The organism is Pseudomonas sp. S2_E02 (assembly GCF_054668355.1).
Map to the genome: position 1 here is coordinate 693,959 of NZ_CP162761.1, position 21,963 is coordinate 715,921.

Here is a 21,963-nt window from a genome sequence, read left to right on the forward strand (position 1 = left end):
TAACGGCCTTTGAATAGTTTCATTTGCTGTAACCCGCAGCGGTTAATGACGCCGGGAAATAAAAAGGCGCCAATCGTCTATTTATGGCTGGTTAAACAGCCATCAGTTTTTCAGTGGGATCAACACTTGTTCGTCCGGGGCCAGCACCATGAACACCAGCAACTTGGCCGATTTGGTTTTGCTGGCGTTTTTCGACACCAGATGTTCCGAGCCAGCAGGCTCGTACCAGAACTGGCCCTTTTTGTAGGTAATCGCTTGTTCGCCCTTCACTTGGGAAATCACTTCACCTTCGAGCACGTAAGCCATCGCCGTGCCGTCATGTTTGTGGGCGATGGAGGACTGGCCGGGTTTGTAGTCGACCTCGATCATCATGGCTTTTTTGCCGGGGGCGTTTTTCAGCATCTGGTCTTGCAGGACGGTGACTTTTTCCGACGGGTCGTGGGCGAAAACGGCCGAAGTGCAAAGGCTCATGGCAAGGGCAGCGGCGAAGAAGGGCAGGGCTTTCATGGCGGGTTACCTGTGATGATCGGGGTGTTGCTGATCACAGTAGTCCGCAGGGCTAAGCATTCAAACGGCCAATATTCGGGAAGATCAGGTGACCAATTTGCGGGGCGTCAGAAAGGTTGTCGGTGTGGCGGAATACGCCTTCGCGAGCAGGCTCGCTCCCACAGGTTCTGCGGTTGTTCACCGATCTTGTGAACAACCAATAACCCTGTGGGAGCGAGCTTGCTCGCGAAGGCGTCAGATCAGACGATAGGGAAGCTATTGAAGTCGACGCTATTGGCCAGCCGACTATCGATCAAGTCAATAAACCCCTGCGCCTCGGGCCGGTTGAAATGCGCCTGCATCGCCGCTTCCGACTGCCAGCGGGCACTGACCGTCCAGCGGTGGCCGTCCTCGGGGCAGCGGTCGACCAGGTAGGAATCGCAGCCCGGTGTTTCGCGCAGGGTTTCGACGATCTTCTGCAGTTGCCTGCCCAGTTCATCCGAGCGGCCGGCCGCAGCCTGCACCTGCACGGTATTGATCACTTCGTTGGACATTGCTCACACTCCTGAATCAGGCCGGACGAATCCTGCTCATTGAGGGATAACGCCTGTGCAGAATAGGCCTGCACCTGTCGATCACCAATAACCAATCGGCGGTTAATCGCCCAGACCAATCATTCAGGCAACTTGTTGCAGAATGTCGCGCAGACGATCCAGCGCGGTATCGATATCGAGCGTTTCGATGGCACCGAAGCCGAAGTACAGGCCGTTTTTCGGCGTTTGCTGGTAATAGAAACCGTTGATCGCATACAGGCCGACTTCGACCTTTTTCGCCAGTTCGATCACCAGCGGCAGGTCGATCGGCACCTTGCAGAACACCGCCATGTGGAACCCGGCACTCGGCGGCACCGCCTGCAGCCACGGCGAAAGATCGTCGGCCATGCGCGCCAGAATGCGCTCGCGGCGTTGCGCATAAATGGTGTGGCAGCGGCGGATGTGCTTGAGCAGGCAACCCTCGGCGATGAACTTGGCCAGCGCCCACTGCGGCAAGGTCGAGGCATGCAGGTCGGTGAGTTGCTTGGCGCGGATCACCGCTTCGAGAATGGCCGGCGGCAGGATCGCATAACCCAGGCGCAGCTCCGGCAGCAGGGTTTTCGAGAAGGTGCCGACGTAAGCGACGATGCCGCGCTGGTCGAGGTTGAACAGCGAATCAGTGGGCCGGCCTTCATAGCGAAACTCACTGTCATAGTCGTCCTCGATGATGATCGCGCCCAACTCATGCGCGCGAGCCAGCAAGGCTTCACGGCGCGCCTGACTCATCGGCATGCCCAGCGGGAACTGGTGCGACGGCGTGACATAGATAAGGCGCGTGCCCTCGGGAATGTGTTCGACCTGAATGCCCTCGGCATCTACCGGAATCCCGACCACCTCGGCGCCATGGGTGGCGAACAGCAAACGTGCCGGCGGATAACCGGGATCTTCCATGGCTACAAGACTGCCGGGGCTGATCAAGACGCGGGTGATCAGGTCCAGCGCCTGTTGCGCGCCATTGCACACGACGATGTCTTCGTCCTGACAGTTGATCCCGCGAGAAAACGCGATGTGCCGGGCAATCGCATTGCGCAGCGCCGGCAAGCCCTCGGGCAGGCTATAGAAACCCTTGGACTGCGCCATCTGCCGCATCGCGTGAGACACGCAGCGGCGCCAATCATCCTGCGGGAACTGGCCCTTGCTGGTGGCGCCGCCGATAAAGTCATAGCGCAGCGAACCTTCCAGCGTCGGGTGACGCAGAAACACCGGCAGATTGCGCCAGCTCTCGATCACCTCGGCGCCGGCCAGTTCGGTGTGGCTCTGTTTGCGCTGGATCTGCGCCGGACGCGCGTTGACGTAGGTGCCTTTGCCGATCACCCCGGTGAGGAAATTTTCGTAGGTTAGCTGTGCGTAGGTATCGGAAATGGTCTTGCGCGAGATGCCCAGTTGCTCGGCGAGCAGACGGCTGGGTGGCAACTGCGTGCCGGCGGCCAGACGCCCGGATTCAATGGCCCCGCGCAGTTGCTGATACAACTGACCGGCAAGATCCTTGCGGCCGTTGATCACGACGTGAAGTTCCATACCGACGAGGCTCCCGAGGCTATTTGGCGTGCCTGCCAGATTACCGCTGTTGCGGGATCGACAATAGTTGCCTACCCGAAAAACCCGAAATTGGCCTAGATCCCCTGTGGGAGCGAGCTTGCTCGCGAATGCGGTGTGTCAGTCGCCAAATAGGGTGTCTGGATTGGCGCTTTCGCGAGCAAGCTCGCTCCCACAGGTATCGTGTATATCCGCGATTCAGTGGTGTACCCACAATTCGACAAATTGGGGCTGTAACGCACCACTGTCGGCGTTTACGGTGAACTCATTATTCCGTCTACCGAGACCTGCCCATGTCCCCGCGCCTGGATTACTACAACGCTTCGCCCAAAGCGATGAAAGCGATGATTGCCATGGAGGCGCTGACCGCCAACCTCAGCATCGAGCAGCCGCTGCTGCAACTGATCCGCATCCGTGCTTCACAGCTCAATGGCTGCGCGTTCTGCACCGATATGCACTCGGTGGATGCGCGGAGGGCCGGGGAGAGTGATCGGCGTTTGTATGCGATTGCGGTGTGGCGCGACAGCAACTTCTTCAACCCGCGTGAGCGTGCGGCGTTGACTTGGGCGGAGGCGGTGACGTTGTTAGCGGAGAGCCGGGTGCCCGATGAGGTGTATCAGCAAGCGCGCGAGCAATTCAGCGAAGGCGAACTGGTCGACCTGACCATGGCCGTGACCACCATCAACAGTTGGAATCGCCTCGCGGTGAGCTTCCGCCAAACCCCCAGCGACTGAGCCTGCCCTGATCATTCCCACGCTCTGCGTGGGAATGATCGGTAAGCGACTGAACACCACAGGATCGTTCCCACGCTCTGCGTGGGAATGCCTCAACGGACGCTCCGCGTTCGGCTCTGGATGGGACGCGGAGCGTCCCGGGCTGCATTCCCACTCGGAGCGTAGGAACGATCGGTAAGCGACTGAACACCACAGGATCGTTCCCACGCTCTGCGTGGGAATGCCTCAACGGACGCTCTGCGTTCGGCTCTGGATGGGCCGCGGAGCGTCCCGGGCTGCATTCCCACTCGGAGCGTAGGAACGATCGGTAAGCGACTGAACACCACAGGATCGTTCCCACGCTCTGCGTGGGAATGCCTCAACGGACGCTCTGCGTTCGGCTCCGGATGGGACGCGGAGCGTCCCGGGCTGCATTCCCACGCGGAGCGTGGGAACGATCGGTGGGGTGTCATTGCGGTGGGCGTTGTGGTTTCACCGAGGTGCCGAAGGTATTGCCCATCCGCGTACTGGTCGCCGCCGGCGTCGCCAGCCCGACCTGATTCGGCGGCCGTTTGTTCACCGGCACATTCAGCGCCTCCTGGTTCTTTTCCGCCGCCGCCGCGCCTTCCGGGTTGTTGCCCATCTGCTGGCTCAAACAGTCGTAATTCGGCGCCTTGTAGCCGCCGACCGTCACCTCGACACAGCCCAACGGTTCCTCGGCATAAGCGCTCGACAGCGCCATCAACAACAGCCCGCCAAGGCTCAATCGCCACAGTGTGTTCATGCTCGCCTCCTGGCCAGCCCGAAGGGGCCGCGCTATGGCGTGAGTCTAGTGCAAGCCTTGCGCAATTCCCGTGATGGTTTTTTTGCACCGCTCGTCACACCAGATTCATAAACAGCCCTCAGGATGACGATTTCCAAGGATTCGTCAGCCGTGCAGCGAGGCAATTCCACGGACGGTTTTCAGCGTTCAACGAGGCTTGTGCGCCGGATGTGTCTGGGGTGGCTGCTTGGCTGTGCGGCAGGCCAGGCCATGGCCGATGCGGTGCCGGCGGACTTGCGCATGACGCTGCACATTCCGGCACAGGATCTGGCGCACGCGCTGGATCAGTACAGCCACGCCACTGGCGTTGCGGTGCTGGTCGACAGCCAGTTGAGTCGCGGCCGACGTTCGCTGGCGGTGGACGGTGAATACACCGCCGCCGATGCCCTGCGTCGATTGCTCGGCGGCAGTGGTTTGATGGCGCGGTATGCCCGCGACGATGCGTTTACCTTGCAAGTGGCGCAGGTCGAAGACGTGCCGGCGCCGCCGCAAAAACAAACGCCGGAAAGCGTCGCGGTCAACCGCAGTTACGCGACGGCGGTGCAAGCGGCGATCGAGCGCAACCTGTGCCGCTCGCCGCTGACCCGGCCGGGCAGTTATCGCGCGGTGTTGCAGGTCTGGGTTGGCCGTGACGGCTTGGTGCAGCACAACCGGTTGGTCACTTCGACCGGAGATGTACGGCGCGACAACGCGCTGGTGGAAAGTTTTCGCAACCTCAAAATCGACCGGCCGACGCCCAGCGCCTTGCGTCAGCCGGTCACGTTGCTGTTGTTACCGGAGTCGTCAGGGAAACGCATGGAATGCACCAAATGGGAAGGAGTTTCCGGGGGATGAAAGACGCCGGACAAGGTTCGATGGTCCAACTGTTCCTGGCCTCCTACGAGGACTTTCGGGTGCGCCTGCGCAGGCGTCTCGGTTCGGAAGATCTGGCCAACGACGTGCTGCACGAAACCTACCTGCGCGTCGACCGCATGGAGACGCCGCCGAACGTCCTGCGGCCCAACGCCTACCTCTATCGCATGGCCCTGAACATCGCCGCCGACCGCCGCCAGGCCGATGCGCGTCTGCTCACCGGCGAGGAAGTCGAAGAGCTGCTGCAAATCGGCGACGAAGCGCTGGATCCGGCGCGAGTTGTGGGCGGGCAGAAGGAAATCCAGTCGCTGCTCAGTGCGTTGTACGAGCTGCCCGCACGGCGCCGGAAGATCTTCATCGCGGCGCGTCTGGAAGAGGCGCCGCACCTGGAGATTTCCCAGCGTTTCGGCATTTCCACGCGCATGGTCGAGAAGGAAATCAAAGCCGCGTTGGGCTTTTGCGCGGCGAAACTGGAAAGAAAAGTGTTTCAGCGGTTCGGTCGCGGGGCCGGAAAACCGTCTTCTGAATAGTGCCCGATCAATTCGTTGAGAATCTGCGCGTTTGAACATCTTTCGACTGACACCTGCCGAGCCATCGGCGGCCGACAATCTGCACAACGAAGCCCGCGACTGGCTGGTCTTGCTGACCTCCGGACGCGCCACCGTGGCCGATGCCCGCGCCTTGCGCGAATGGTGCGCGCAGAGCGCCGAGCATGCCCGCGCGTTCGAAGAGGCCAAGCGGTTGTGGCAACAACTGCAACCGGCCATGGAGCAAATGCAGGCGCCACGCGGGTTTGGTCGACGTGTTTTTCTCGGTGGGGCGATTGCTGCGTCGGCGGCGTTTTTGCTGGTGCGCGGGACGATTCCTGGTGGTTTTGAAGGGCTGGGCGCGGACTACATCACTGAGGTTAGCCAACAGCGCCGCTTCGAACCGGCGCAAGGCGTGAGTCTGGAGCTGAACACCCAGACGCGGATCAATCAGCGTGCAGTGTCTGAGGGTGTGCAGGGTTTTGAGCTGGTTAGTGGTGAGGTTGAGGTGCAGACCGCGCGGTTGCCACTGGCGATGCAGGCTGGAGGAGGGTGGTTGCGCGCCAGTCAGGGGCGTTTCAACTTGCGTAATACTGATCAGCAAGTTTGCGTGACCTGTCTCGATGGCGCGGTTGAAGTGGATATTGAAGGTCGCAGCCTGCGCCTCGAACCGGGCCAACAAGTGACCTACGACGCGCGGCAAGTCGGCAGCGTACAAAGCGTCGACACAGCCGCCGTGATGAACTGGCGCCAACAAGTCCTGGTGTTCAACGGCGCAACCCTCAGCCAGATGATCGACGAAATCAACCGCTACCGCCCCGGCATGTTGCTGCTGCTCAACCGCGAACTCGGCCAACGCCGCGTCCAGGCCCGCTTCAGCCTCGACCAACTCGCCGGCGTCGCACTGCTGATCCGCGACGCCTACGGCGTCAAATGCACTGAGTTGCCGGGTGGCGTCGTTGTTTTGAGCTAGTGGGTTTGACTGGGTACATATCCGTTTCTGCGGTAACGGCCGCTTAGGGTTTCGCCCTTACGGCGACTCACTTTTTTTACAAACGCCTAAAAAAAGTAAGCAAAAAAACGCTTGCTCCTACGTCCGGCCCGCTCGCTGAGGCTCGGGGTTCCTTCGCTCCGGGATCCATCCGGGCGCATCGCCTACGGTTTGCTTCGCTGCACCTCCTCTCGATGCATTTGGCTGCGCCAAACGGTCGCTGCGCTCCCACGCCCGGATGAATCCCTCCACTCAGCCTTCCGACGTCGCCCGTGGATCAAAATCAAGATCAAGAGCTGCAGCCGAGCTAACGCTCATCCTGTTGAGTGGGGCGGCTTTGCCGCTTGGGTTGTACGCAAATTTAAAACTGTGGGAGCGAGCCTGCTCGCGAAGGCGGCCTGCCAGCCGACCAATCTCTTGCTGATGTACCCAATCCAATCTGTAGGAGTGAGCCTGCTCGCGATGACGACCTCACAGCCAACCAATCCCCACTGACCTCACCCAATTCCTGTGGGAGCTGGCTTGCCAGCGATGACGGCCTGCCAGCCAACCAATATCTACCGGTTGTACTCAATCCCTGTGGGAGTCTGGCTTGCCAGCGATGGCGGCCTAAAAGCCGACCAATTTCCAACTGATTTCAACCAATCCCAATGTAGGAGCTTTGCAGGGATACGCATCAATCCAACGGCCCAATCACCTGCCGATACCTCTCCAACCCCTGCGCCGTCCCCCGACTCAACCGAATCTCCAACCCCAACGGTTCCTCCCGCCGATTCCCGCTCAACTGCCGCCACCCCTTATCCACCTCCCAAACCCGCACCTGCACATCACTGACATCACTCAAAACAGCCACCCCATTCCCAGGCGCCGGCAACGGATACCGACTCCGCGCCTCAGCCACCGCCCGATACAACGTGTCGCCCTTGACCCACCAGCGCACCCGCTGCAAAGCCCCCGGCTGATCCGCCGCACTCCGAATAATATCCAGCCGAAACCCCTTGCTATCACTGCTGCGCACAGTCAGAGCGGGCGGGGCGCTCGGCGGCTCATCATCCACCCCAACCTTCTTCGGCTCGATCAACTCAATCCCCGCCCGCATCTCCACATCCCGCTGCAACTGATTCAACGCCCGCAACAATCCGTCACTCTGCTCACTGCTCGCCTGCAAATGACTGTCCGCCCGCGTCACACTGTCCAGCCCCCGCCAGGCAATCAGACTCACCACCGCCATCAACAAAATCGCGACCATCACCTCAATCAACGTAAACCCTTGCTGGCGCTTCATTGCAGACTGATCCTTCCGCTGCCATCACGCAGCACACTCAAGCGATTCAACCCATCCGACAACGTCAATTGTAGCGGCGGATTGATCCACTCAGCGTTCAGCACAACCCTCTGTTTCGGCTCCACCCGCACCTCCATCTTCGGACTCTGCCAGGCACGCGGTCGCAACTGCGGATCCTGCGCGAAATGATCAAACCCCTTGCCACTGTCACTGCGCCGACTAAACCGAAACCCCTTGGCATCACTCACCCACACAATCGGCCGGCCATCCGCGCGGGCCTCGGCCTGCGCCACCTGCAGCAACTGCGCCACACGCTCGGCATCCTTGCGCAGCAACTGCAACGGATCAGGCTTGATACTCAGGCTGATCGCCGCACTGGCGATGCCGATGATCACCAGCACCACCATCAATTCGATCAGCGTAAAACCCTCTTGCCTGTTCATCGCGCGCGCTCCTTTGCGTCCTACGCCATCGTGCACGGCCAACATGTAAGGCGTGTGAAATAAAACGGAGAGAATTGCCGCGTAGGCTGACAGCAGGGATAAAAAGGAGATTCAACCCATGACCTTCACCGCACGCTTTTCCCCACCCCAAATGGTCCAGGCCCTCGCGCTGCTCGCCGCGCTGGTCGGCGTGGCGACATGGTCGTCGCTGCTGCTGACCTCCGCCGAGTCACACACCCCGGCAGCGGCCCCGCAGTTGCTGGCGGCGCGCAGCGATAGCCCGGCGTTACAGTGGTTTTCCAATCAAACGGCGCCGGTGGACATCAAGGTGAGCGGGGTGATGGCGGGGAGTCGGGGGGCGGTGGCGATATTGAGTTTGAATGATGGGCCGCCGAGGAGTTTTTTGCAGGGGGAGAAGGTTGGGCCTGGGATGAAGTTGGTAGCGGTGGAGGGGGATGGGGTGGTGATTGAGCAGGGTGGGGAGAGGGTAAGGTTGGGGGTGGAGAGGTAGGGGGAGGGGGTGGTGTTGCCGAAGCTGACTCGGCCCTGAATTGCAGGATTGAGGTTTGTCATTCTGCCATTTCAGTTGGCTGGGTGCCTTTGGGAGTAGCGGAACGAGTGCCCCCACACAAAATGCGAACCGAAAGGCAAATATTGCGGTTGCTTTCGCCACTCCTGCACAGCGCTCGTGTGCTGACCGGACAGTAGCCTACGTTCAACCTAGCGTGGGATCGAGTTGATAGATGAATGCTGCCGTTCGCAATAATCGACTGGCTTTTCGGCCATCTATTACTACTGTTATGAGGTGTCGAGACTTTTAAACAAGTGCTAAGTATCTGGTTTGATGGTAGATGAGTGAGCATCATTCACTCCAAGGAAGATCAGAATGACTGCAGAAAAGAGAGTTAGAACAATAGGCTCCGTAGCTGATGAGCTAATAAAAAAGTCCAGAGAGGCGGCCTTAGCCTCAGTGCAGATATTTAACAATCCGGCTCTGTTGTTTAAGTCGGAGATTTTCATTGTGTTGATGATGATATCTTGGACTTATCTTCTTCATGCGTTCTATCGAAAGAAAGGTATTGAGTATAGATACTTTAAGCTTGAAGGCCAGCGCAAGAGATTTCAAAAAACCGCTAAAGGCGCTATGAAGCATTGGGAGCTAGAGAAGTGCCTAAATCAAAAAGAGTCGCCAATAGATGCGAGTGCTGCGAATAATCTTCGATTTTTAATTGGTCTTAGGCATGAGATAGAACACCAAATGACAACAAGGATAGATCAGTTTCTAAGTGCAAGGTTCCAAGCTTGCTGCCTAAATTATAATGAAGCTATAAAGTCGATATTTGGACCTCGGTATGGCATAGACAAGCATTTGTCTTTTAGTCTTCAATTCTCATCATTAAATAAGGAGCAGGTGGACCAATTGTCTAAGGCTAATGGTCTCCCGGAAAATATACGGGCATATATAACTGCGTTTGACTTGGCTCTGAGCGATGAGGAGTTTAATGATCCACGGTTCTCTTATCGTGTTTTCTTTGTACCTAAAACTGCAAACCATAAAGGTCAGGCTGATCAGGTTATTGAGTTTATTAAGCCGGGATCTGAAATTGCTGAAGGAATGAATACGAAGTATATTCAAATTAAGGAAACTGAGCGTCCTAAATATTTGCCATCTAAAATTGTCGAAAAAGTTCAAGGCGCCGGCTATCCACGATTCACCATGACGCATCACACCAAGATGTGGCAATCCTGCGAAGCAAAAAAACAAGCTAAAGGTTTTGGAGTAATGGTTATGAATACTTGGTATTGGTATGAAACGTGGCTGGATTACGTGTTGGCCGAATGTGAAGAACGGAAAAGTGAATTTGTATAAGTTGAATGCGTCTCTGGTGTTTGAATAGGAAAAGGCCCGATTTTATATCAAAAATAAATCGTCCCTTTTACTGGTGTTGTATATCAAGAGGATTGTTTTAGTGGAAGTAACTCTTTATGACAGTGCGGGGCATCCTGTTGCCTACATTGCTGACGACGGAGACAAAAGCATATACCTCTGGAAAGGACATGCGGTTGCCTACATCTCAGAAGAAAAAATTTATGGATGGAACGGTAAGCACCTAGGTTGGTTCGTGAATGGCGTGCTGTTTGACCTTCGCGGTCATCGTGTTGGTTCCATTGGTGAGAATTGCCCTCGTGCGCTATACGCTCAACCAGCCAAGTTCGCAAAACTTGCTAAGTACGCTAAATACGCTCGCTTTGCCGCATTCGCTAAATCCGCTCTGAGTACTGGTTACAGCAACGAGCCGCTTGAGGTATTTTTGAAGGGAGGAGCTGTTGGTAACATTTGACGGATAGTACCTCGCCGACGACTAAAAAGGGGCCAGTTGGCCCCTTTTTTATATCTTGAACTTCATGTTCGGCTGAATGCAAAACTGCCAGAGTGGAAGCTGGTCGCCTTTGTAGTCGTTAGGAATGTGCACTGAAAACATCTCAGGGTTAACCCTGGCATCAAGGGCATATACCTTGCTTTCGTATACGGTATGCTCATTGTAAGCGCTAGTGACCATTGAACTCAGTGAGCCTAGCATTGCAAATCCCTGCTCTTCCTCCCATGGTACGTCAGGGTAAAAATCATACCTTATAGACCTAACTCTTTCTCCATCCATCTCAGCCGAAGGATCGTCGGTAGTCCAGTCTCCGAATCTAATTAGATAAAATGCAATATGCTTTTCATTTTCCATCAATATTTCATTGTTATGGCAGTATAGCTTGACATCACCTATTGTTATTGAGGCTTGTCCATCTTTGTTGATTTCTGAATTTTCTTCGGGCTTTGCAATTAACTCGATGCTCAAGTTCGGCTTAGTGCCGATCATTCTATCCCCTAGTGAGATCATTTCACTCTTGGCGTAGCCTTCAAGGAAGTTGGTCGTATATTTATTTCGATGTTCAGTCATTGAATCTTTGGACAGGAGTACCCACTTTCTGATTCTAGAGAAATAAATCGCAAACTTTACAGCTGTACCTTGTAGTTTTGCATAATTCTCTAGCCGTTCTACGTAGTCCTTCCGAAATTCATAGTCCTTTTTGGGGTCGCCATGATGGCAGTTTTTCACCTCTACAAGAAATCTCGTTCCGTCATTCAAGGCAATAGAGTAATCGGGTGCCTGAACATTCATCCCGGCGGCGAATATTGCACCACTGTCTTCCTGCTTCACCATTGCGCACTTGCCTAAAGCTCCAGCAACATGAGCAAATAAAGCTTCGACTCGCTTACCATTCAGCAGGCTTTGGTTTTTTAGAGATGACTTGAGGGACTTTCCAACTTTATCTAGGAAGTCTTCAATATCCTCTTCTGCTTCGATTCTGTAATTATTATCCCTGCTTACGGCGGCAAACAGTTCAACTGGGTCGAATTTTAATGGATCTCTTGGCATGCGTTTCAAGAATTACTCCTTGTCAAAAATCTAGAATTGAGCGGCAGGTGGAGGCCAAGGCAGGCGCTGAGGATGCGTTGCCAGTAGCAGCACTTCCTCCATGCCGAACGAAACGAGCAACATTAAGTAGAAGCAGAGCTGAATCTTATGATGTACCTGGCTCAGCTCGGCAGAGCTCAACAATAGCAAAGAAAAGGGTGCTAATTTATTTCTCAGAAAATAAATCAGTCCCCTTTAGTTTCCAATATTCTTAGTTGATCAGATTTTTCCAAATAGATCCCGGATTAAAGTTTTTGATAGATGTGCCATGCTCTTGATTTGATCGTAAGTGACTACGATTATGGCCGGATTGAGTCGTTGTTTCGCCTCGATAAGTCGTTCGGTTGCGTCGCTCCATCCACCACCTACTATTAAATAGCAAACCGCATTTTCAAAGTTTAAATTTTTTCTCCTTCGTAGATAGTCAGATTCTGTTCTGGTGAAATCTAGATATCGTTCCGCTTGATTCCAAGCGTCGCTAAATTGAGAGCTGAGCCCGCCAGATGCTCGCTCCACAGGCATGAAAGGCTGCTTGATTTCAACTATGTCGAGGCGACTGTCTCGAGATCTTGTGCCACTAAAATCGGGAATGTTTTCGTCGTCTAGTGATTGGTGACTCTGAACTGAAGAGTATTGGAGGCCGAGCAACCAAGGATGTTTTTTAAATAATTCTTGATAAAGCGATTCCTTTTCCTCCCGTGCGTTGAGTAGTTCGTGAAGCTCTGCTACTGCTTGATCTTCGAAGTGGATGCTGGGTTTGTTGCGAGACAATGTTTTGTTTAATAGGGGTTTGAGTTCGTCGAGCATTTTTTCTTCAAGACGAGCAGGGTCGTCTGAGGAAGCAGCATATAAATAGATATTCTCTAGGTCGGTCTGTGATGTTATTTCAAAAAGCGTGTCATGGTTATTTGTTTGCAGTCTGCTACGAAGAGACTTTGTAGTCATTCCCACATACAAAATCGCTGGCAAACCCGTAAATGGGCTTGGCGGTACGGAATAGTTTCGATGAACGTCTACCAAAAAAGGTGAACTGCTATTTGTTATCAAATACAAGCCTGGGGTGTCGGGTAACTTGTAAGCTTCGCGAAGTTTATATGGGCCGTGCCATTTCAATAGTTTGTAAGTCATAAGATTCCTCTTAAAATCTATCGTGAGCATGAAGGAAGAAGCGAAAAGTTGGATAGATCTATTTTCTGGAAAATCGATCCGTCCCTTATTCTGTCCATTTTTCGTCAGAGAAAAATATTTAAATTTTGTTTTGTTACCGCGTCGCGGAAATTTGGGGTTTGGCGTGCGATAGTAATCGAAGTCTAATATGGTCTTCGACTACTTTGAATAGTGGTGTCACCTTATCCTCGAGTTCGCGCCATCCGTCCATTTCCATTTTTCTATCATTTGCCTCGCGGCCAATTTCTTTGGAAGTCAAAGCCCCCCATATTGCAATTTCTATCTCTTTGCATACGGATTTTATGTTGTCCGGAAGAAAGATCCCATTTCTTGCTAAGTATTTTGAAAGCTCGCTGTTGGCGGACTTTGCTGTGCCAATGTTTTTTCTGAATATTATCTCTTGATATAGCTTGTTCTTGCTGGGTTCTTCTTGGAGTCGATTCTTGTCATAAGTGCGCAAGTCTCTCCCCTCAAGGAATTCTTTAAGTTCCGCCTCCGCCATCCGCTCTAGATCAGCGTACTGCTGCATAGGGCTAAGTACCAACTGCGCTCTTCCATGAGCCTCATCAAGCTTTCCCCATATTTCAGGTAAAACAATAAACTCTTTCTCTTGGATTTTTAGGGAGCCGCTAAGAAGAGAGTCTATTTCTATTTTTAATCTCTGTAATTCAATGTTGTGTTGGTGCTTCAAGTTATCGAGCTTCGTTTTGAATTGGGTTTCAATCCATTGTTTAGTGAATAATTTGAATAAGAAGTAGGTGAATGTTGTAATGATTCCCGTATAGAGAATCGCTGAGCCGAGTTTCTGTAGAATCCAAGTATATATTTCCATCGTGCCCCCATAAGAAAATTTTCACAAAAGTTTATCCTCTTGCAAGCTTATAGATCAGGGTCTCGATAAACGCCAGCGTTTAAAAAGAAATCTCCAGACACTCTCTCAGGCTACACATCCTTGCGCCTTTGCCTACAGCTACGCCAGAATCCGCCGGCTTGTGCGCTTTTGGGTCGGATTCTATTGTGGTCCGGTCGCTGACGAATCAGCGATCGGGTTTGGTAGCCCGGCTTAGACTTGGCGCATAGCGTCACCCGATACACGCCTTTTTGGGGCTGTGTATTTATGGTGGCTCATGCGCAGGGCGTCTTCGGGCGCGCCGGTTCTCCAAGTCACCGGTCTACCAACCTTCGTATGGCCACCACCCCTTCGTTTGGTAGCGAAAGATGATGGCTCCTTTTCTATGATTTGGAGATTCACTCATGATCAAACCAACACCCAACCCGCCAGAAACCGCCTCGGTTTCCCCCTACGAATCCATCGATTCCAAAAAACTCCACGAAGCCGCCGACCGCGCGCTCGACCATTACCTCTGTCCACCCGGTTCCACGCCGCCGCCACGTAAAAACCGTGGGATGTACGCCGTGACGGCGGACAACAAAACCGAAGAACTGCTGGTCGATGCCAGTGCAACACTCGCTTCGGCCAAAACCATCGCCCAGAACGTCTCCAGCCTGTTGCCGGCATCGCAGCGCCATGCGCTGGCGGGGATTGCGCAGTTGATCATGCTCGGGGAGCTGGCGGTGAATCGGGCGCTGGATAATTTGCAATTGCCGGAGTGATGCGGGTGCCGGGATCACCTGGTGATTGATCGGGTGTTCATTCTGGCGCTTTCGCGAGCAGGCTCGCTCCCACAGGGTTTTATGCTGATTGCAGATGTTGCGTACGACGCTGACACCTGTGGGAGCAGTTGATTAGTACCGCGCCGTCTTCGTGTGGTTATTGAGTCGCTTCAGGACATTCGCGGGTCCATCGCGTCACCGTCATGTCATTGAATTGCTCTCCGATGGTATCGACGCGTAGGCAAGTTCCTTTCTTCGCGTAGTACAAGATGCAACGCGAGCTATCAAACGAGCAGTTATCCAGTTCGAAGAAACTGCGTGTAGCCAGCTCCTTCTCCACGCCACTGTATTCATAGCCGTCGTTGGTATGCATCCGCGTCGGCTTCCAGCCTTGTTTGACTAGCTTGGATCTGGCCGCGGCCAAACGCTCACCGGCGACGATGCCTGCTGGCCCGCGATTGTCGTTTGGCGCCTGTGAGTCATCGGCAAACGCTGCGCTGATACCCATGCAATAAACAGCGACAAGTACGAGGGTTGAGGCCTTCATTGGACAGTTCCTCCGCAGATTTGTAGGTCGATAAAAAGTCCGGATACTCGGCGTAAGGTTGCGGAGGATAGTGATTCTTCTTGCCTGGACCTTCGGGAAGCGCCGCCCACTTTATTGTCGATTTATGGTTTCAATCCTTTTCAGGGCATTTGAAGTTCCAGGAATAAATTTTCATGTCTTTGACTTCTTCGCCGACAGTTCCTACACCTAAACAAGCTCCGTTCTTGATGTAGTTGAAGCTGCAGAAACGGACCCCCTCCGTGCAAGACTCGATTTCAATGAAGCCTTTTCTTTGGATGACGTTTTCGACCCCGAACTCACCTGAGTAGGACGGATTCGGCTTCCAGCCATTTTTGATCAAAGCTTTTCGGGCTTTCGAAAATGGCATTCCCTCTTTGATGGGAACGTCTGCTGCGCTAGAAAATAAACTGACGCAACATAAAAGGCTGATGGCTAATATTTTTAGTTTCATTTAACAGTACCGCCAAAGCCTTTAAATATTTTTTCTACTTCTTCGTACTCAGTATAAGGTTGGCCGGACGGCTTTCCATTGATTGGTCGATTTGCCAAGCCCGGCCCCATAGGCAACGCTTCCCATTTTTTTGATGCTTTTCCAACTGCAGTTTTTAAGTCGCCACCGATCAGCGGTTCGATGGCACTCACGTTGCGCAGGAGTTCAACGGCAATCAAGTCCTGCGTTCCGGGGCTGAAGTCAGATAGCCCCATTGCTTTGATGGAGAGTTCCGACCAGGTGGCTTTCGTGATTTGGTACCTTCCAGAAGCTGTAGTTGAACCACCATGACCTGGTCCAGGGTGAGTAGACTCATCACTGAATGTCCACTTCCCGGATTTCCAGCCAGCTGCCCAACCATATCCGAATTTTGCGTGATAATCGCCACCCTCGACTTTTGCCAACGTATCCAGAAAGGCCTTCACATTTTTGTTTTTTAAGAACTCCGCATTCTCGGCACGTCTCTTTTGTTGCTTTGCGTCTACGGATACCGCTTTAGGGCTGGAGTCTTTGACAGGCGTCACTGTTCTGGTGGCTACAGATGACATTTTTCGGCCGTTTTTGCTAATGACTTCAGCCATGAGGAAAACTTCCTTTATCTTCTTTGACGCTCTGCTGGTGGCTGTTTTGGAGAGTGAAAATAAAGAAGTTTATGGTTTTGGCCATGGAACCTTGTACACGGTAGTTTTCTTGAGTTGTATCTACATTCATTTTCAATCCTCCAAAAACAGTTGGATCGTTTCGGCGAGGTGCGAGCTAATTACGTGCGTATACCCCATTGAATCGCTGACGCCGTGCTCAATGCTGCCGTCAGCTCGCTGAATGGCGTAATCAAGATTAGCTAACGGCTCCCCTGACTCGTCGTCAATAATCCTGAACTTGTCGCTGAAGTGCACGGGCATGGACGTCAGACCGCTGAAAGGCGCTGATACGACGGTGTCGCCAATGATGACCGTGCCGGATCCGCCGATAACCACGTTGCCGTGGCCACCAGTACTGTCTTTGGTCGCAGCGTTTAGCCCATTGATGAAAACCGTAGCGCTGACGGCGCCCGTGATTGGGCTACCGCAGGCGGACTTATCAGTCATTCGAGCGGCGGCAAGGCCGTCGAAATTCACATTGGGCGAGCCGCTGACAATAGGGTTTGTGCCATGCCCAGGAAGCGGGCAATTGGTTGGGTCTGTAACTCGCGCAGCGGGTTTGCCACTCATGAATTGTTCCTTTTCAAAGCTTCAGTTTTCCTTGACCTGAATGGAGTCGATATGGGAGCGAGGGGTATCGGCCGCCAAAATAATGCGGGGGTGTGCAGCGTTTAAGCGCGAAGAAAAGGGCGTGTCCTTGGAGGGGCGCATAAAGTTTTACTGTCCATGTAAATGTGCTGCGCGCAGCATGCCCGAGGTAAGAGGCGCGCTCAATATTTACTTACAAATTATTGGTTGACTGCTAGATATGGCCGCGAAGCGGGGTGAGCAGGGGAATCCTTGGCAACAGGTAATGGGATCGATTTTAGACGGCAGGACGCGATGAGACGCGATAAACACCAACGTTTAAAAAGACATCTCCAAACACTCTCCCAGGCTACATATCCTTGCGCCTTTGCCTACAGCTACGCCAGAATCCGCCGGCTTGTGCGCCTTGGGGTCGAGTTCTATCTTGGTGCGGTCGCTGACGAATCAGTGATCGGGTTTGACCGCCCGCCCAACATCAAGGCGCGCCAGCGTTCTGCACGTGTTCAGGCATTGTCTGAAATCATGTCGCGGTGGCTGTGCGTGGGACACCTTCGGGTGTGCCGGATTCCTTGATGTCCGGTCGGTCAACCCGCGTACAGCTGCCACCCTGTTTGTTTGACCGCGAACGGTGGCGGTTCCAGTCATCAAGGAGCTTCACCATGATCAAACCAACACCCAACCCGCCCGAATCCAACTGCACGTCTCCCTACGAATCCATCGATTCCAAAAAACTCCACGAAGCCGCCGACCGCGCGCTCGACCATTACCTCTGTCCACTCGGTTCCACGCCGCCCCCACGTAAAAACCGTGGGATGTATGCCGTCACCGCCGACAACAAAACCGAAGAACTGCTGGTCGATGCCAGTGCAACACTTGCTTCGGCCAAAACCATCGCCCAGAACGTCTCCAGCCTGTTGCCGGCATCGCAGCGCCATGCGCTGGCGGGGATCGCGCAGTTGATCATGCTCGGGGAGTTGGCGGTGAATCGGGCGTTGGATAATTTGCAGTTGCCGGAGTGATGCGGGGGGCGGGATCACTTGGTGATTGATCAGGTGTTAATTCTGGCGCCTTCGCGAGCAGGCTCGCTCCTACCTTTGAGTGTGTTCCAAGGTGGGAGCGGACTTGCTCTTCAGCCGCGATAAATGTTGAGACGATGTACGCGTATCTGTACCTGCGAGTGGGTTGCTTTCTTTGCGTCAATCGACTGTCAGGTTGTCCCGAGCCCACTGTTCAGCCGTAGTGACCTGAATCGACTGCTGTTCGTTGAACGTCCCCGCTTTAGGCCACGACACGCCTCTGCCTTGGGCAAATACGGCGCGGTATTTTTTGATGTGGTGGGTGGGGTCTTTTTCCAGTTCCTGCATCAGGTACGGAACCGTCCAGACGTTACGCTTGAACGGCCGCCCCAGCACACGCTCGAGCAGGTTCGCCACCTGCCCATACGTCACCGTGTCGCCAGACAGGTAGACGATCTCATTGCGAAAGCGCGGTTCGAAGAAAACGATGTCCGCTGTCAGCTTGCCGATGTCCTCGGGTGTCGTGAGCGTCACGCTGGTTTCCAGGCTGCCCAAGGCGTTGACGGTGTGGTTGTCAAAATCGACGACCTCAAAGACCGGCTCGAACAGGAAGCTGGTGAACATGCCGGTCGAGATGATCACCCATTCGGTTTTATCCTGGGCGCGGAGCAACTCGCGCACGTCGAGTTGCGCATCGAACAAGTCCTGCGGGCTGCCCCGGCCAATCACTTCGAAATCGACGCCAAACTGCCAGGGGAAGTAGCGCTTCACGCCGGACTTTAGCGCTGCTGTGGCCAGTTTCATCGGCGTTTCACGGCCCGCGACCATGCCTGCGCAGCCTATGACGGTGTCGAATGCTGCGAACACTTCGGCCAGTTGATCGATGGAATCGTTAACCAGGTCTGCAGCGACTAGCTGGATGCCCAGACTGCGCAGTTCATCGACTTCCAGTTTTTTCTCGGGGGCTTGCGTGTTGATGGTCGAATCCCTGAGCAGGACGCTGATGGTGCTGCCGGGCGAGCGTTTTGCTACCCGCGCAAGATTGCGCAGCACCGGCAGGCCGAGTTCGCCGGCGCCGAGTACGAGAATGGATTGGGGGGAAGGGTGGGTCGTTGCGGTCATGATGTCTCCTGAGATCCGTCGTCTGTATGATTTGTTGATGCTGGCACGATTGCGCAGCGCTCAGAAGAAGGCACACGCGTGATACCAGGGGGACACATGACCGATGAGGAAACCCTTAGCCAGGCAGAAGCGATCTGCCAGACGCTAAGACGAGACGATGATGGCGTGCGGCGCGAAGTCCTGGCTCACGCCGGTAGCCGCTGGTCACTGGGTATCCTGCATGCCCTGGGTGTGTACGGCACGATGCGTCATGCCGAGATCAAACGGCAAATGACGGGCGTGACTCAGCGCATGTTGACCAAGACGCTGCGGGCGCTGGAACGTGATGGTTTGCTGATTCGGCGGGAGTTTGATCAAGTGCCGCCCCATGTTGAGTACGAGTTGACGGCGTTGGGGATGGAGCTGTTGGTTCGCATGTCGCCGATTTGGACTTGGGTTGTGGAGCACGTCGATGATTTTCGCGAGGCGCGTCGTGTGTTTGATGGTCAGAGTGGGAAAAAGCCTTCGTGGCAGGTTCCGGTGGTGGGGCTGGTTGATTTGGATGGGTCTGATTGATTGGTTGCTTTGGTTCAGGCCATTGCCTGGAACGTTGCCAGTCTGTTGCCGGGTTTGGGGGGGGTGCAAGCAGAAGCGGCCCTCACCCCAGCCCTCTCCCGGGGGGAGAGGGGGCCGACCGAGGTGTCTTGCGGGGTACATCGACCTGGAAGACCTTGGTGATTATGGCTTTGGTGAAAGACCTTGGCGGTTATGGCTTTTGTGAAAGGCCTTCGATTTGGCTTTGTGAGCTTGGCCATTTTGGATTCAATGAAAGACGTTTAAGTCGGTGTAGCTTTCGAATGTCCCCGAATCGGTTCCCTCTCCCTTGGGAGAGGGCTAGGGTGAGGGGCTTTCCGTTCGGGACAGCAAGGTCTCGAGCCGGGCCAACGGTGGCGCGTCCTGACTGCGGTCAAACACCTGAATCCCAACCTTGAGCAAGCGCCCATTCTGCGCCGCACCAATCATTTGCTCACACCGCAACAACAACCGCCCCTGATCACATTCCATCGCCTTCATCCCCAGCGGCAATCGGCCCTCCAACCGCAACTCGGCCATACGACTTTGTCCCGCCAGTAGCGCAATCGAACGATCCCTCAAAACCCCACTGCTCTGCGTCATCAACCCCGCCACACGCACGGCCGCCGACATCGCCACGGCAATAATCGCCAGCGCCACCAGCACTTCAATCAGGGTGAAACCGGCCTCGCGGCGATTGACACGCATCAAGTCATCTCAAAGACAAAGAACAGCAATGTAAGCAACCAAGGTGACCAATTGCTGACCAAAGATCCCGTGCGGCCTTGGACCGTTGGTCGCTACTGTCAGATCTGACAGTAGCGACACGTTTAGAGGCTCTGTTTTGATGGATGTGGCTTGCCAGTCCATTGAGGTGTGACGCTGTGGACGGCCGGTCAATACCTGCCAGTTGGAAGTCTGTCGGTCGCTGGTGAAATCTATCGTAGTGAGGATTTAACCGATGAGACTTTTTATGGTTGTGTTTTTGTGCGTGTTGGCAGGCTGCAGCGCCCGATACAAAGCGCCCGATGAATTCAACATCCAGCAAGCGGCAATTGACGGTGCGGCCACGGCGACCAAACTGCAGGCGCTTTACAACGACACCCGTATCGATTGTGGCGGACCTCGACGTCCTGCCTTTCTTTGTTCGGGCATCATGGGTAGAGCGACAGTGAAATCGACGGCATATCATGTCTGGAATCCGAGCCCGACCTCCGTGAGCCGCGGTGGCGTGTCCTGGTCCTGGTTGCGCCGCGATTCGACATTTCGAACGTTTCTGTACAACAACGGCTATTTTACCTACCCGATTTTCGACAGCCCGGCAGACAAGATCGATATCGATGTTTTCTGCGTTTTCCCGCTGAATGCCAGTACGAACGGGCGGACGGAAAATGGTTGCGGGAACGTTTCATCACAGCCACTGACCAGTCGCCCTTGTCATTTGTCAGGCATTACCACAGCCCAACAGTGGCTGAATAACTACCGCACCAACAATGCCCAATGCGGGTTCAATGTTCGCGAAACCACTTCGGGTGATCACTCGGCATCTGCCTATATCGAAGGTATTCGGGCAATGGCGCTGCTGGGGGGCACTTCGTTTCAGGGCTGGAACGAGATCGTCAGCGGCATCTGGCCGCAGAACATCCACAGAACCGTGCCACTGTGGGCCTTTTTCTATACGGGTAGCGGCTTATCTGATGCGCAATACAACCAGCGGGATTTTTATGCATCCGGTGGCATCGTCGCGCCGATCATCCGCGTGACGATGCCGGCGACGCAGGGAGGGAGCGCCAGCTTCCAGTTTTTCAGTGGTGAGCAGGTCGTGGGACGTTGGCAGCCAACTGAGCCTGCGAAGGCGGATTACGCCAAGGCTCTGTGAGTAGCAGCGTACTGGGCGGTGCCCGCCGGGGCACCGCTCGAATCTCTATTTCGTGACTGTTTCACCCGAGGATTTTCAACATCACTGACATATCTTCTTGCAACACTGCGCGTCGAATCGAATCAAGCCAGGGATTGTCGAGATGGATATCGCACCTTTCAAATCGCGTCAGCAACCGTTGCGCACGCCGCGTGGTCAGCAGGGTTTTACCCTGATCGAGATCATGGTGGTCGTGGTGATTCTGGGGATTCTCGCGGCGATGGTGGTGCCGAAAGTGCTCGACCGGCCTGATCAGGCGCGGGCGACGGCGGCGAAGCAGGATATTGGTGGGTTGATGCAGGCGTTGAAGTTGTATCGCCTCGATCACGGCACTTATCCGAGCATGAACCAGGGCCTGAAAGTGCTGGTGGAGCGGCCGGCGGACGCGAAGAACAGCAATTGGCGCTCGTACCTGGAGCGCTTGCCGAACGATCCGTGGGGGCGTCCTTATCAGTACCTCAACCCTGGCGCCAATGGCGAGATCGACATCTTTTCCCTCGGTGCCGACGGTCAGCCGGACGGCGACGGCGTGAATGCCGATATCGGTTCCTGGCAGTTGTAAGGCCGG

General features: G+C 54.7%; 28 protein-coding genes. 12 read left to right on the forward strand and 16 right to left on the reverse strand.

What is annotated here, in order from left to right:
- Positions 1-102 precede the first annotated feature (102 nt).
- The 3 genes from AB4O01_RS03080 to pdxR all read right to left on the reverse strand — a co-directional run bounded on the left by AB4O01_RS03080 (position 103) and on the right by pdxR (position 2,597).
- Positions 103-507 (reverse strand): cupin domain-containing protein, encoded by a 405-nt coding sequence (locus AB4O01_RS03080; protein WP_460090632.1) that lies wholly within the window; start codon positions 505-507, stop codon positions 103-105.
- Between the two features lie 239 nt (positions 508-746).
- Positions 747-1,040 carry a putative quinol monooxygenase gene (locus AB4O01_RS03085; protein WP_093437926.1) on the reverse strand — a complete coding sequence of 98 codons (294 nt, stop codon included), beginning with the start codon at positions 1,038-1,040 and terminating at the stop codon, positions 747-749.
- A gap of 123 nt (positions 1,041-1,163) precedes the next feature.
- A complete protein-coding gene (gene pdxR / locus AB4O01_RS03090) occupies positions 1,164-2,597 on the reverse strand; it encodes a MocR-like pyridoxine biosynthesis transcription factor PdxR (RefSeq protein WP_093437929.1) in 1,434 nt (477 codons plus the stop codon).
- A gap of 311 nt (positions 2,598-2,908) precedes the next feature.
- Here pdxR and AB4O01_RS03095 point away from each other — a divergent pair, with 311 nt between their 5' ends.
- The gene (locus tag AB4O01_RS03095) at positions 2,909-3,349 is read left to right on the forward strand and encodes a carboxymuconolactone decarboxylase family protein (RefSeq protein ID WP_460090633.1); all 441 of its coding nucleotides are present in this window, start codon (positions 2,909-2,911) and stop codon (positions 3,347-3,349) included.
- Between the two features lie 448 nt (positions 3,350-3,797).
- Here the strand turns inward: AB4O01_RS03095 and AB4O01_RS03100 are convergent, their stop codons facing one another.
- Positions 3,798-4,112 (reverse strand): hypothetical protein, encoded by a 315-nt coding sequence (locus AB4O01_RS03100; protein WP_077573225.1) that lies wholly within the window; start codon positions 4,110-4,112, stop codon positions 3,798-3,800.
- A 207-nt stretch (positions 4,113-4,319) separates the two neighbouring features.
- Between AB4O01_RS03100 and AB4O01_RS03105 the strand changes: the two genes are divergently transcribed.
- Genes AB4O01_RS03105 through AB4O01_RS03115 form a run of 3 tightly spaced genes read left to right on the forward strand, consistent with a single transcriptional unit; the run spans position 4,320 to position 6,503 of the window.
- Positions 4,320-4,985 (forward strand): secretin and TonB N-terminal domain-containing protein, encoded by a 666-nt coding sequence (locus tag AB4O01_RS03105; protein ID WP_093437943.1) that lies wholly within the window; start codon positions 4,320-4,322, stop codon positions 4,983-4,985.
- Entirely contained in the window at positions 4,982-5,533 is a 552-nt protein-coding gene (locus AB4O01_RS03110; protein ID WP_093437948.1) for an RNA polymerase sigma factor, read from the forward strand. Before AB4O01_RS03105 ends, AB4O01_RS03110 begins: the two co-directional genes overlap by 4 nt.
- A gap of 31 nt (positions 5,534-5,564) precedes the next feature.
- Entirely contained in the window at positions 5,565-6,503 is a 939-nt protein-coding gene (locus AB4O01_RS03115) for a FecR family protein (protein ID WP_460090634.1), read from the forward strand.
- Positions 6,504-7,197: 694 nt separating this feature from the next.
- Here AB4O01_RS03115 and AB4O01_RS03120 read toward each other — a convergent pair.
- Both AB4O01_RS03120 and gspH read right to left on the reverse strand, forming a co-directional pair.
- Positions 7,198-7,806 (reverse strand): prepilin-type N-terminal cleavage/methylation domain-containing protein, encoded by a 609-nt coding sequence (locus tag AB4O01_RS03120; protein WP_460090636.1) that lies wholly within the window; start codon positions 7,804-7,806, stop codon positions 7,198-7,200.
- Entirely contained in the window at positions 7,803-8,249 is a 447-nt protein-coding gene (gspH, locus tag AB4O01_RS03125) for a type II secretion system minor pseudopilin GspH (RefSeq protein ID WP_064392940.1), read from the reverse strand. The genes AB4O01_RS03120 and gspH overlap by 4 nt, the downstream gene beginning before the upstream one ends.
- A 118-nt stretch (positions 8,250-8,367) precedes the next feature.
- On the opposite strand from gspH, the gene AB4O01_RS03130 reads away from it, so the two are divergent.
- The 3 genes from AB4O01_RS03130 to AB4O01_RS03140 all read left to right on the forward strand — a co-directional run bounded on the left by AB4O01_RS03130 (position 8,368) and on the right by AB4O01_RS03140 (position 10,591).
- A complete protein-coding gene (locus AB4O01_RS03130) occupies positions 8,368-8,760 on the forward strand; it encodes a type II secretion system protein N (RefSeq protein ID WP_460090638.1) in 393 nt (130 codons plus the stop codon).
- Positions 8,761-9,135: 375 nt separating this feature from the next.
- Positions 9,136-10,119 carry a DUF3644 domain-containing protein gene (locus AB4O01_RS03135; RefSeq protein ID WP_460090639.1) on the forward strand — a complete coding sequence of 328 codons (984 nt, stop codon included), beginning with the start codon at positions 9,136-9,138 and terminating at the stop codon, positions 10,117-10,119.
- 100 nt (positions 10,120-10,219) lie between these two features.
- The gene (locus tag AB4O01_RS03140; protein WP_460090641.1) at positions 10,220-10,591 is read left to right on the forward strand and encodes a 4-fold beta flower protein; all 372 of its coding nucleotides are present in this window, start codon (positions 10,220-10,222) and stop codon (positions 10,589-10,591) included.
- 48 nt (positions 10,592-10,639) lie between these two features.
- Here AB4O01_RS03140 and AB4O01_RS03145 read toward each other — a convergent pair whose 3' ends face one another.
- The 3 genes from AB4O01_RS03145 to AB4O01_RS03155 all read right to left on the reverse strand — a co-directional run bounded on the left by AB4O01_RS03145 (position 10,640) and on the right by AB4O01_RS03155 (position 13,718).
- Positions 10,640-11,689 (reverse strand): hypothetical protein, encoded by a 1,050-nt coding sequence (locus AB4O01_RS03145; RefSeq protein ID WP_460090642.1) that lies wholly within the window; start codon positions 11,687-11,689, stop codon positions 10,640-10,642.
- Positions 11,690-11,938: 249 nt separating this feature from the next.
- On the reverse strand, positions 11,939-12,847 hold the full coding sequence (locus AB4O01_RS03150) for a Shedu anti-phage system protein SduA domain-containing protein (RefSeq protein WP_460090643.1): 909 nt from the start codon (positions 12,845-12,847) through the stop codon (positions 11,939-11,941).
- Between the two features lie 133 nt (positions 12,848-12,980).
- Positions 12,981-13,718 carry a hypothetical protein gene (locus tag AB4O01_RS03155; RefSeq protein ID WP_460090644.1) on the reverse strand — a complete coding sequence of 246 codons (738 nt, stop codon included), beginning with the start codon at positions 13,716-13,718 and terminating at the stop codon, positions 12,981-12,983.
- A 422-nt stretch (positions 13,719-14,140) separates the two neighbouring features.
- Between AB4O01_RS03155 and AB4O01_RS03160 the strand changes: the two genes are divergently transcribed.
- A complete protein-coding gene (locus tag AB4O01_RS03160; protein WP_008087957.1) occupies positions 14,141-14,500 on the forward strand; it encodes a DUF6124 family protein in 360 nt (119 codons plus the stop codon).
- 157 nt (positions 14,501-14,657) lie between these two features.
- On the opposite strand, the gene AB4O01_RS03165 is transcribed toward AB4O01_RS03160, so the two are convergent.
- From AB4O01_RS03165 to AB4O01_RS03185, 5 genes are all read right to left on the reverse strand, one after another.
- Positions 14,658-15,047 carry a hypothetical protein gene (locus tag AB4O01_RS03165; protein ID WP_460090646.1) on the reverse strand — a complete coding sequence of 130 codons (390 nt, stop codon included), beginning with the start codon at positions 15,045-15,047 and terminating at the stop codon, positions 14,658-14,660.
- A gap of 130 nt (positions 15,048-15,177) precedes the next feature.
- Positions 15,178-15,519, reverse strand: coding sequence for a hypothetical protein (locus AB4O01_RS03170; RefSeq protein ID WP_224787101.1), 342 nt, complete (start codon positions 15,517-15,519; stop codon positions 15,178-15,180).
- Positions 15,516-16,139: a lysozyme family protein gene (locus tag AB4O01_RS03175; protein ID WP_460090647.1), complete on the reverse strand. Its 624-nt coding sequence runs from the start codon at positions 16,137-16,139 to the stop codon at positions 15,516-15,518. Before AB4O01_RS03175 ends, AB4O01_RS03170 begins: the two co-directional genes overlap by 4 nt.
- Positions 16,132-16,269 carry a hypothetical protein gene (locus tag AB4O01_RS03180; protein WP_460090648.1) on the reverse strand — a complete coding sequence of 46 codons (138 nt, stop codon included), beginning with the start codon at positions 16,267-16,269 and terminating at the stop codon, positions 16,132-16,134. Before AB4O01_RS03180 ends, AB4O01_RS03175 begins: the two co-directional genes overlap by 8 nt.
- 2 nt (positions 16,270-16,271) lie before the next feature.
- A complete protein-coding gene (locus AB4O01_RS03185) occupies positions 16,272-16,769 on the reverse strand; it encodes a PAAR domain-containing protein (RefSeq protein WP_460090649.1) in 498 nt (165 codons plus the stop codon).
- A gap of 677 nt (positions 16,770-17,446) precedes the next feature.
- Here AB4O01_RS03185 and AB4O01_RS03190 point away from each other — a divergent pair.
- A complete protein-coding gene (locus AB4O01_RS03190) occupies positions 17,447-17,806 on the forward strand; it encodes a DUF6124 family protein (protein ID WP_460090650.1) in 360 nt (119 codons plus the stop codon).
- Between the two features lie 177 nt (positions 17,807-17,983).
- Here the strand turns inward: AB4O01_RS03190 and AB4O01_RS03195 are convergent, their stop codons facing one another.
- Positions 17,984-18,925 carry an aromatic alcohol reductase gene (locus tag AB4O01_RS03195; RefSeq protein WP_460090651.1) on the reverse strand — a complete coding sequence of 314 codons (942 nt, stop codon included), beginning with the start codon at positions 18,923-18,925 and terminating at the stop codon, positions 17,984-17,986.
- Positions 18,926-19,021: 96 nt separating this feature from the next.
- On the opposite strand from AB4O01_RS03195, the gene AB4O01_RS03200 reads away from it, so the two are divergent.
- Positions 19,022-19,480, forward strand: coding sequence for a winged helix-turn-helix transcriptional regulator (locus AB4O01_RS03200; protein ID WP_460090653.1), 459 nt, complete (start codon positions 19,022-19,024; stop codon positions 19,478-19,480).
- A gap of 318 nt (positions 19,481-19,798) precedes the next feature.
- Here the strand turns inward: AB4O01_RS03200 and gspI are convergent, their stop codons facing one another.
- Entirely contained in the window at positions 19,799-20,185 is a 387-nt protein-coding gene (gene gspI / locus AB4O01_RS03205; RefSeq protein WP_460090655.1) for a type II secretion system minor pseudopilin GspI, read from the reverse strand.
- 253 nt (positions 20,186-20,438) lie between these two features.
- On the opposite strand from gspI, the gene AB4O01_RS03210 reads away from it, so the two are divergent.
- Together AB4O01_RS03210 and gspG are read left to right on the forward strand one after the other, a co-directional pair.
- Positions 20,439-21,356, forward strand: coding sequence for a halovibrin HvnC (locus AB4O01_RS03210; protein WP_460090656.1), 918 nt, complete (start codon positions 20,439-20,441; stop codon positions 21,354-21,356).
- Between the two features lie 142 nt (positions 21,357-21,498).
- Positions 21,499-21,957 carry a type II secretion system major pseudopilin GspG gene (gspG, locus tag AB4O01_RS03215; RefSeq protein WP_008087930.1) on the forward strand — a complete coding sequence of 153 codons (459 nt, stop codon included), beginning with the start codon at positions 21,499-21,501 and terminating at the stop codon, positions 21,955-21,957.
- Positions 21,958-21,963 lie beyond the last annotated feature (6 nt).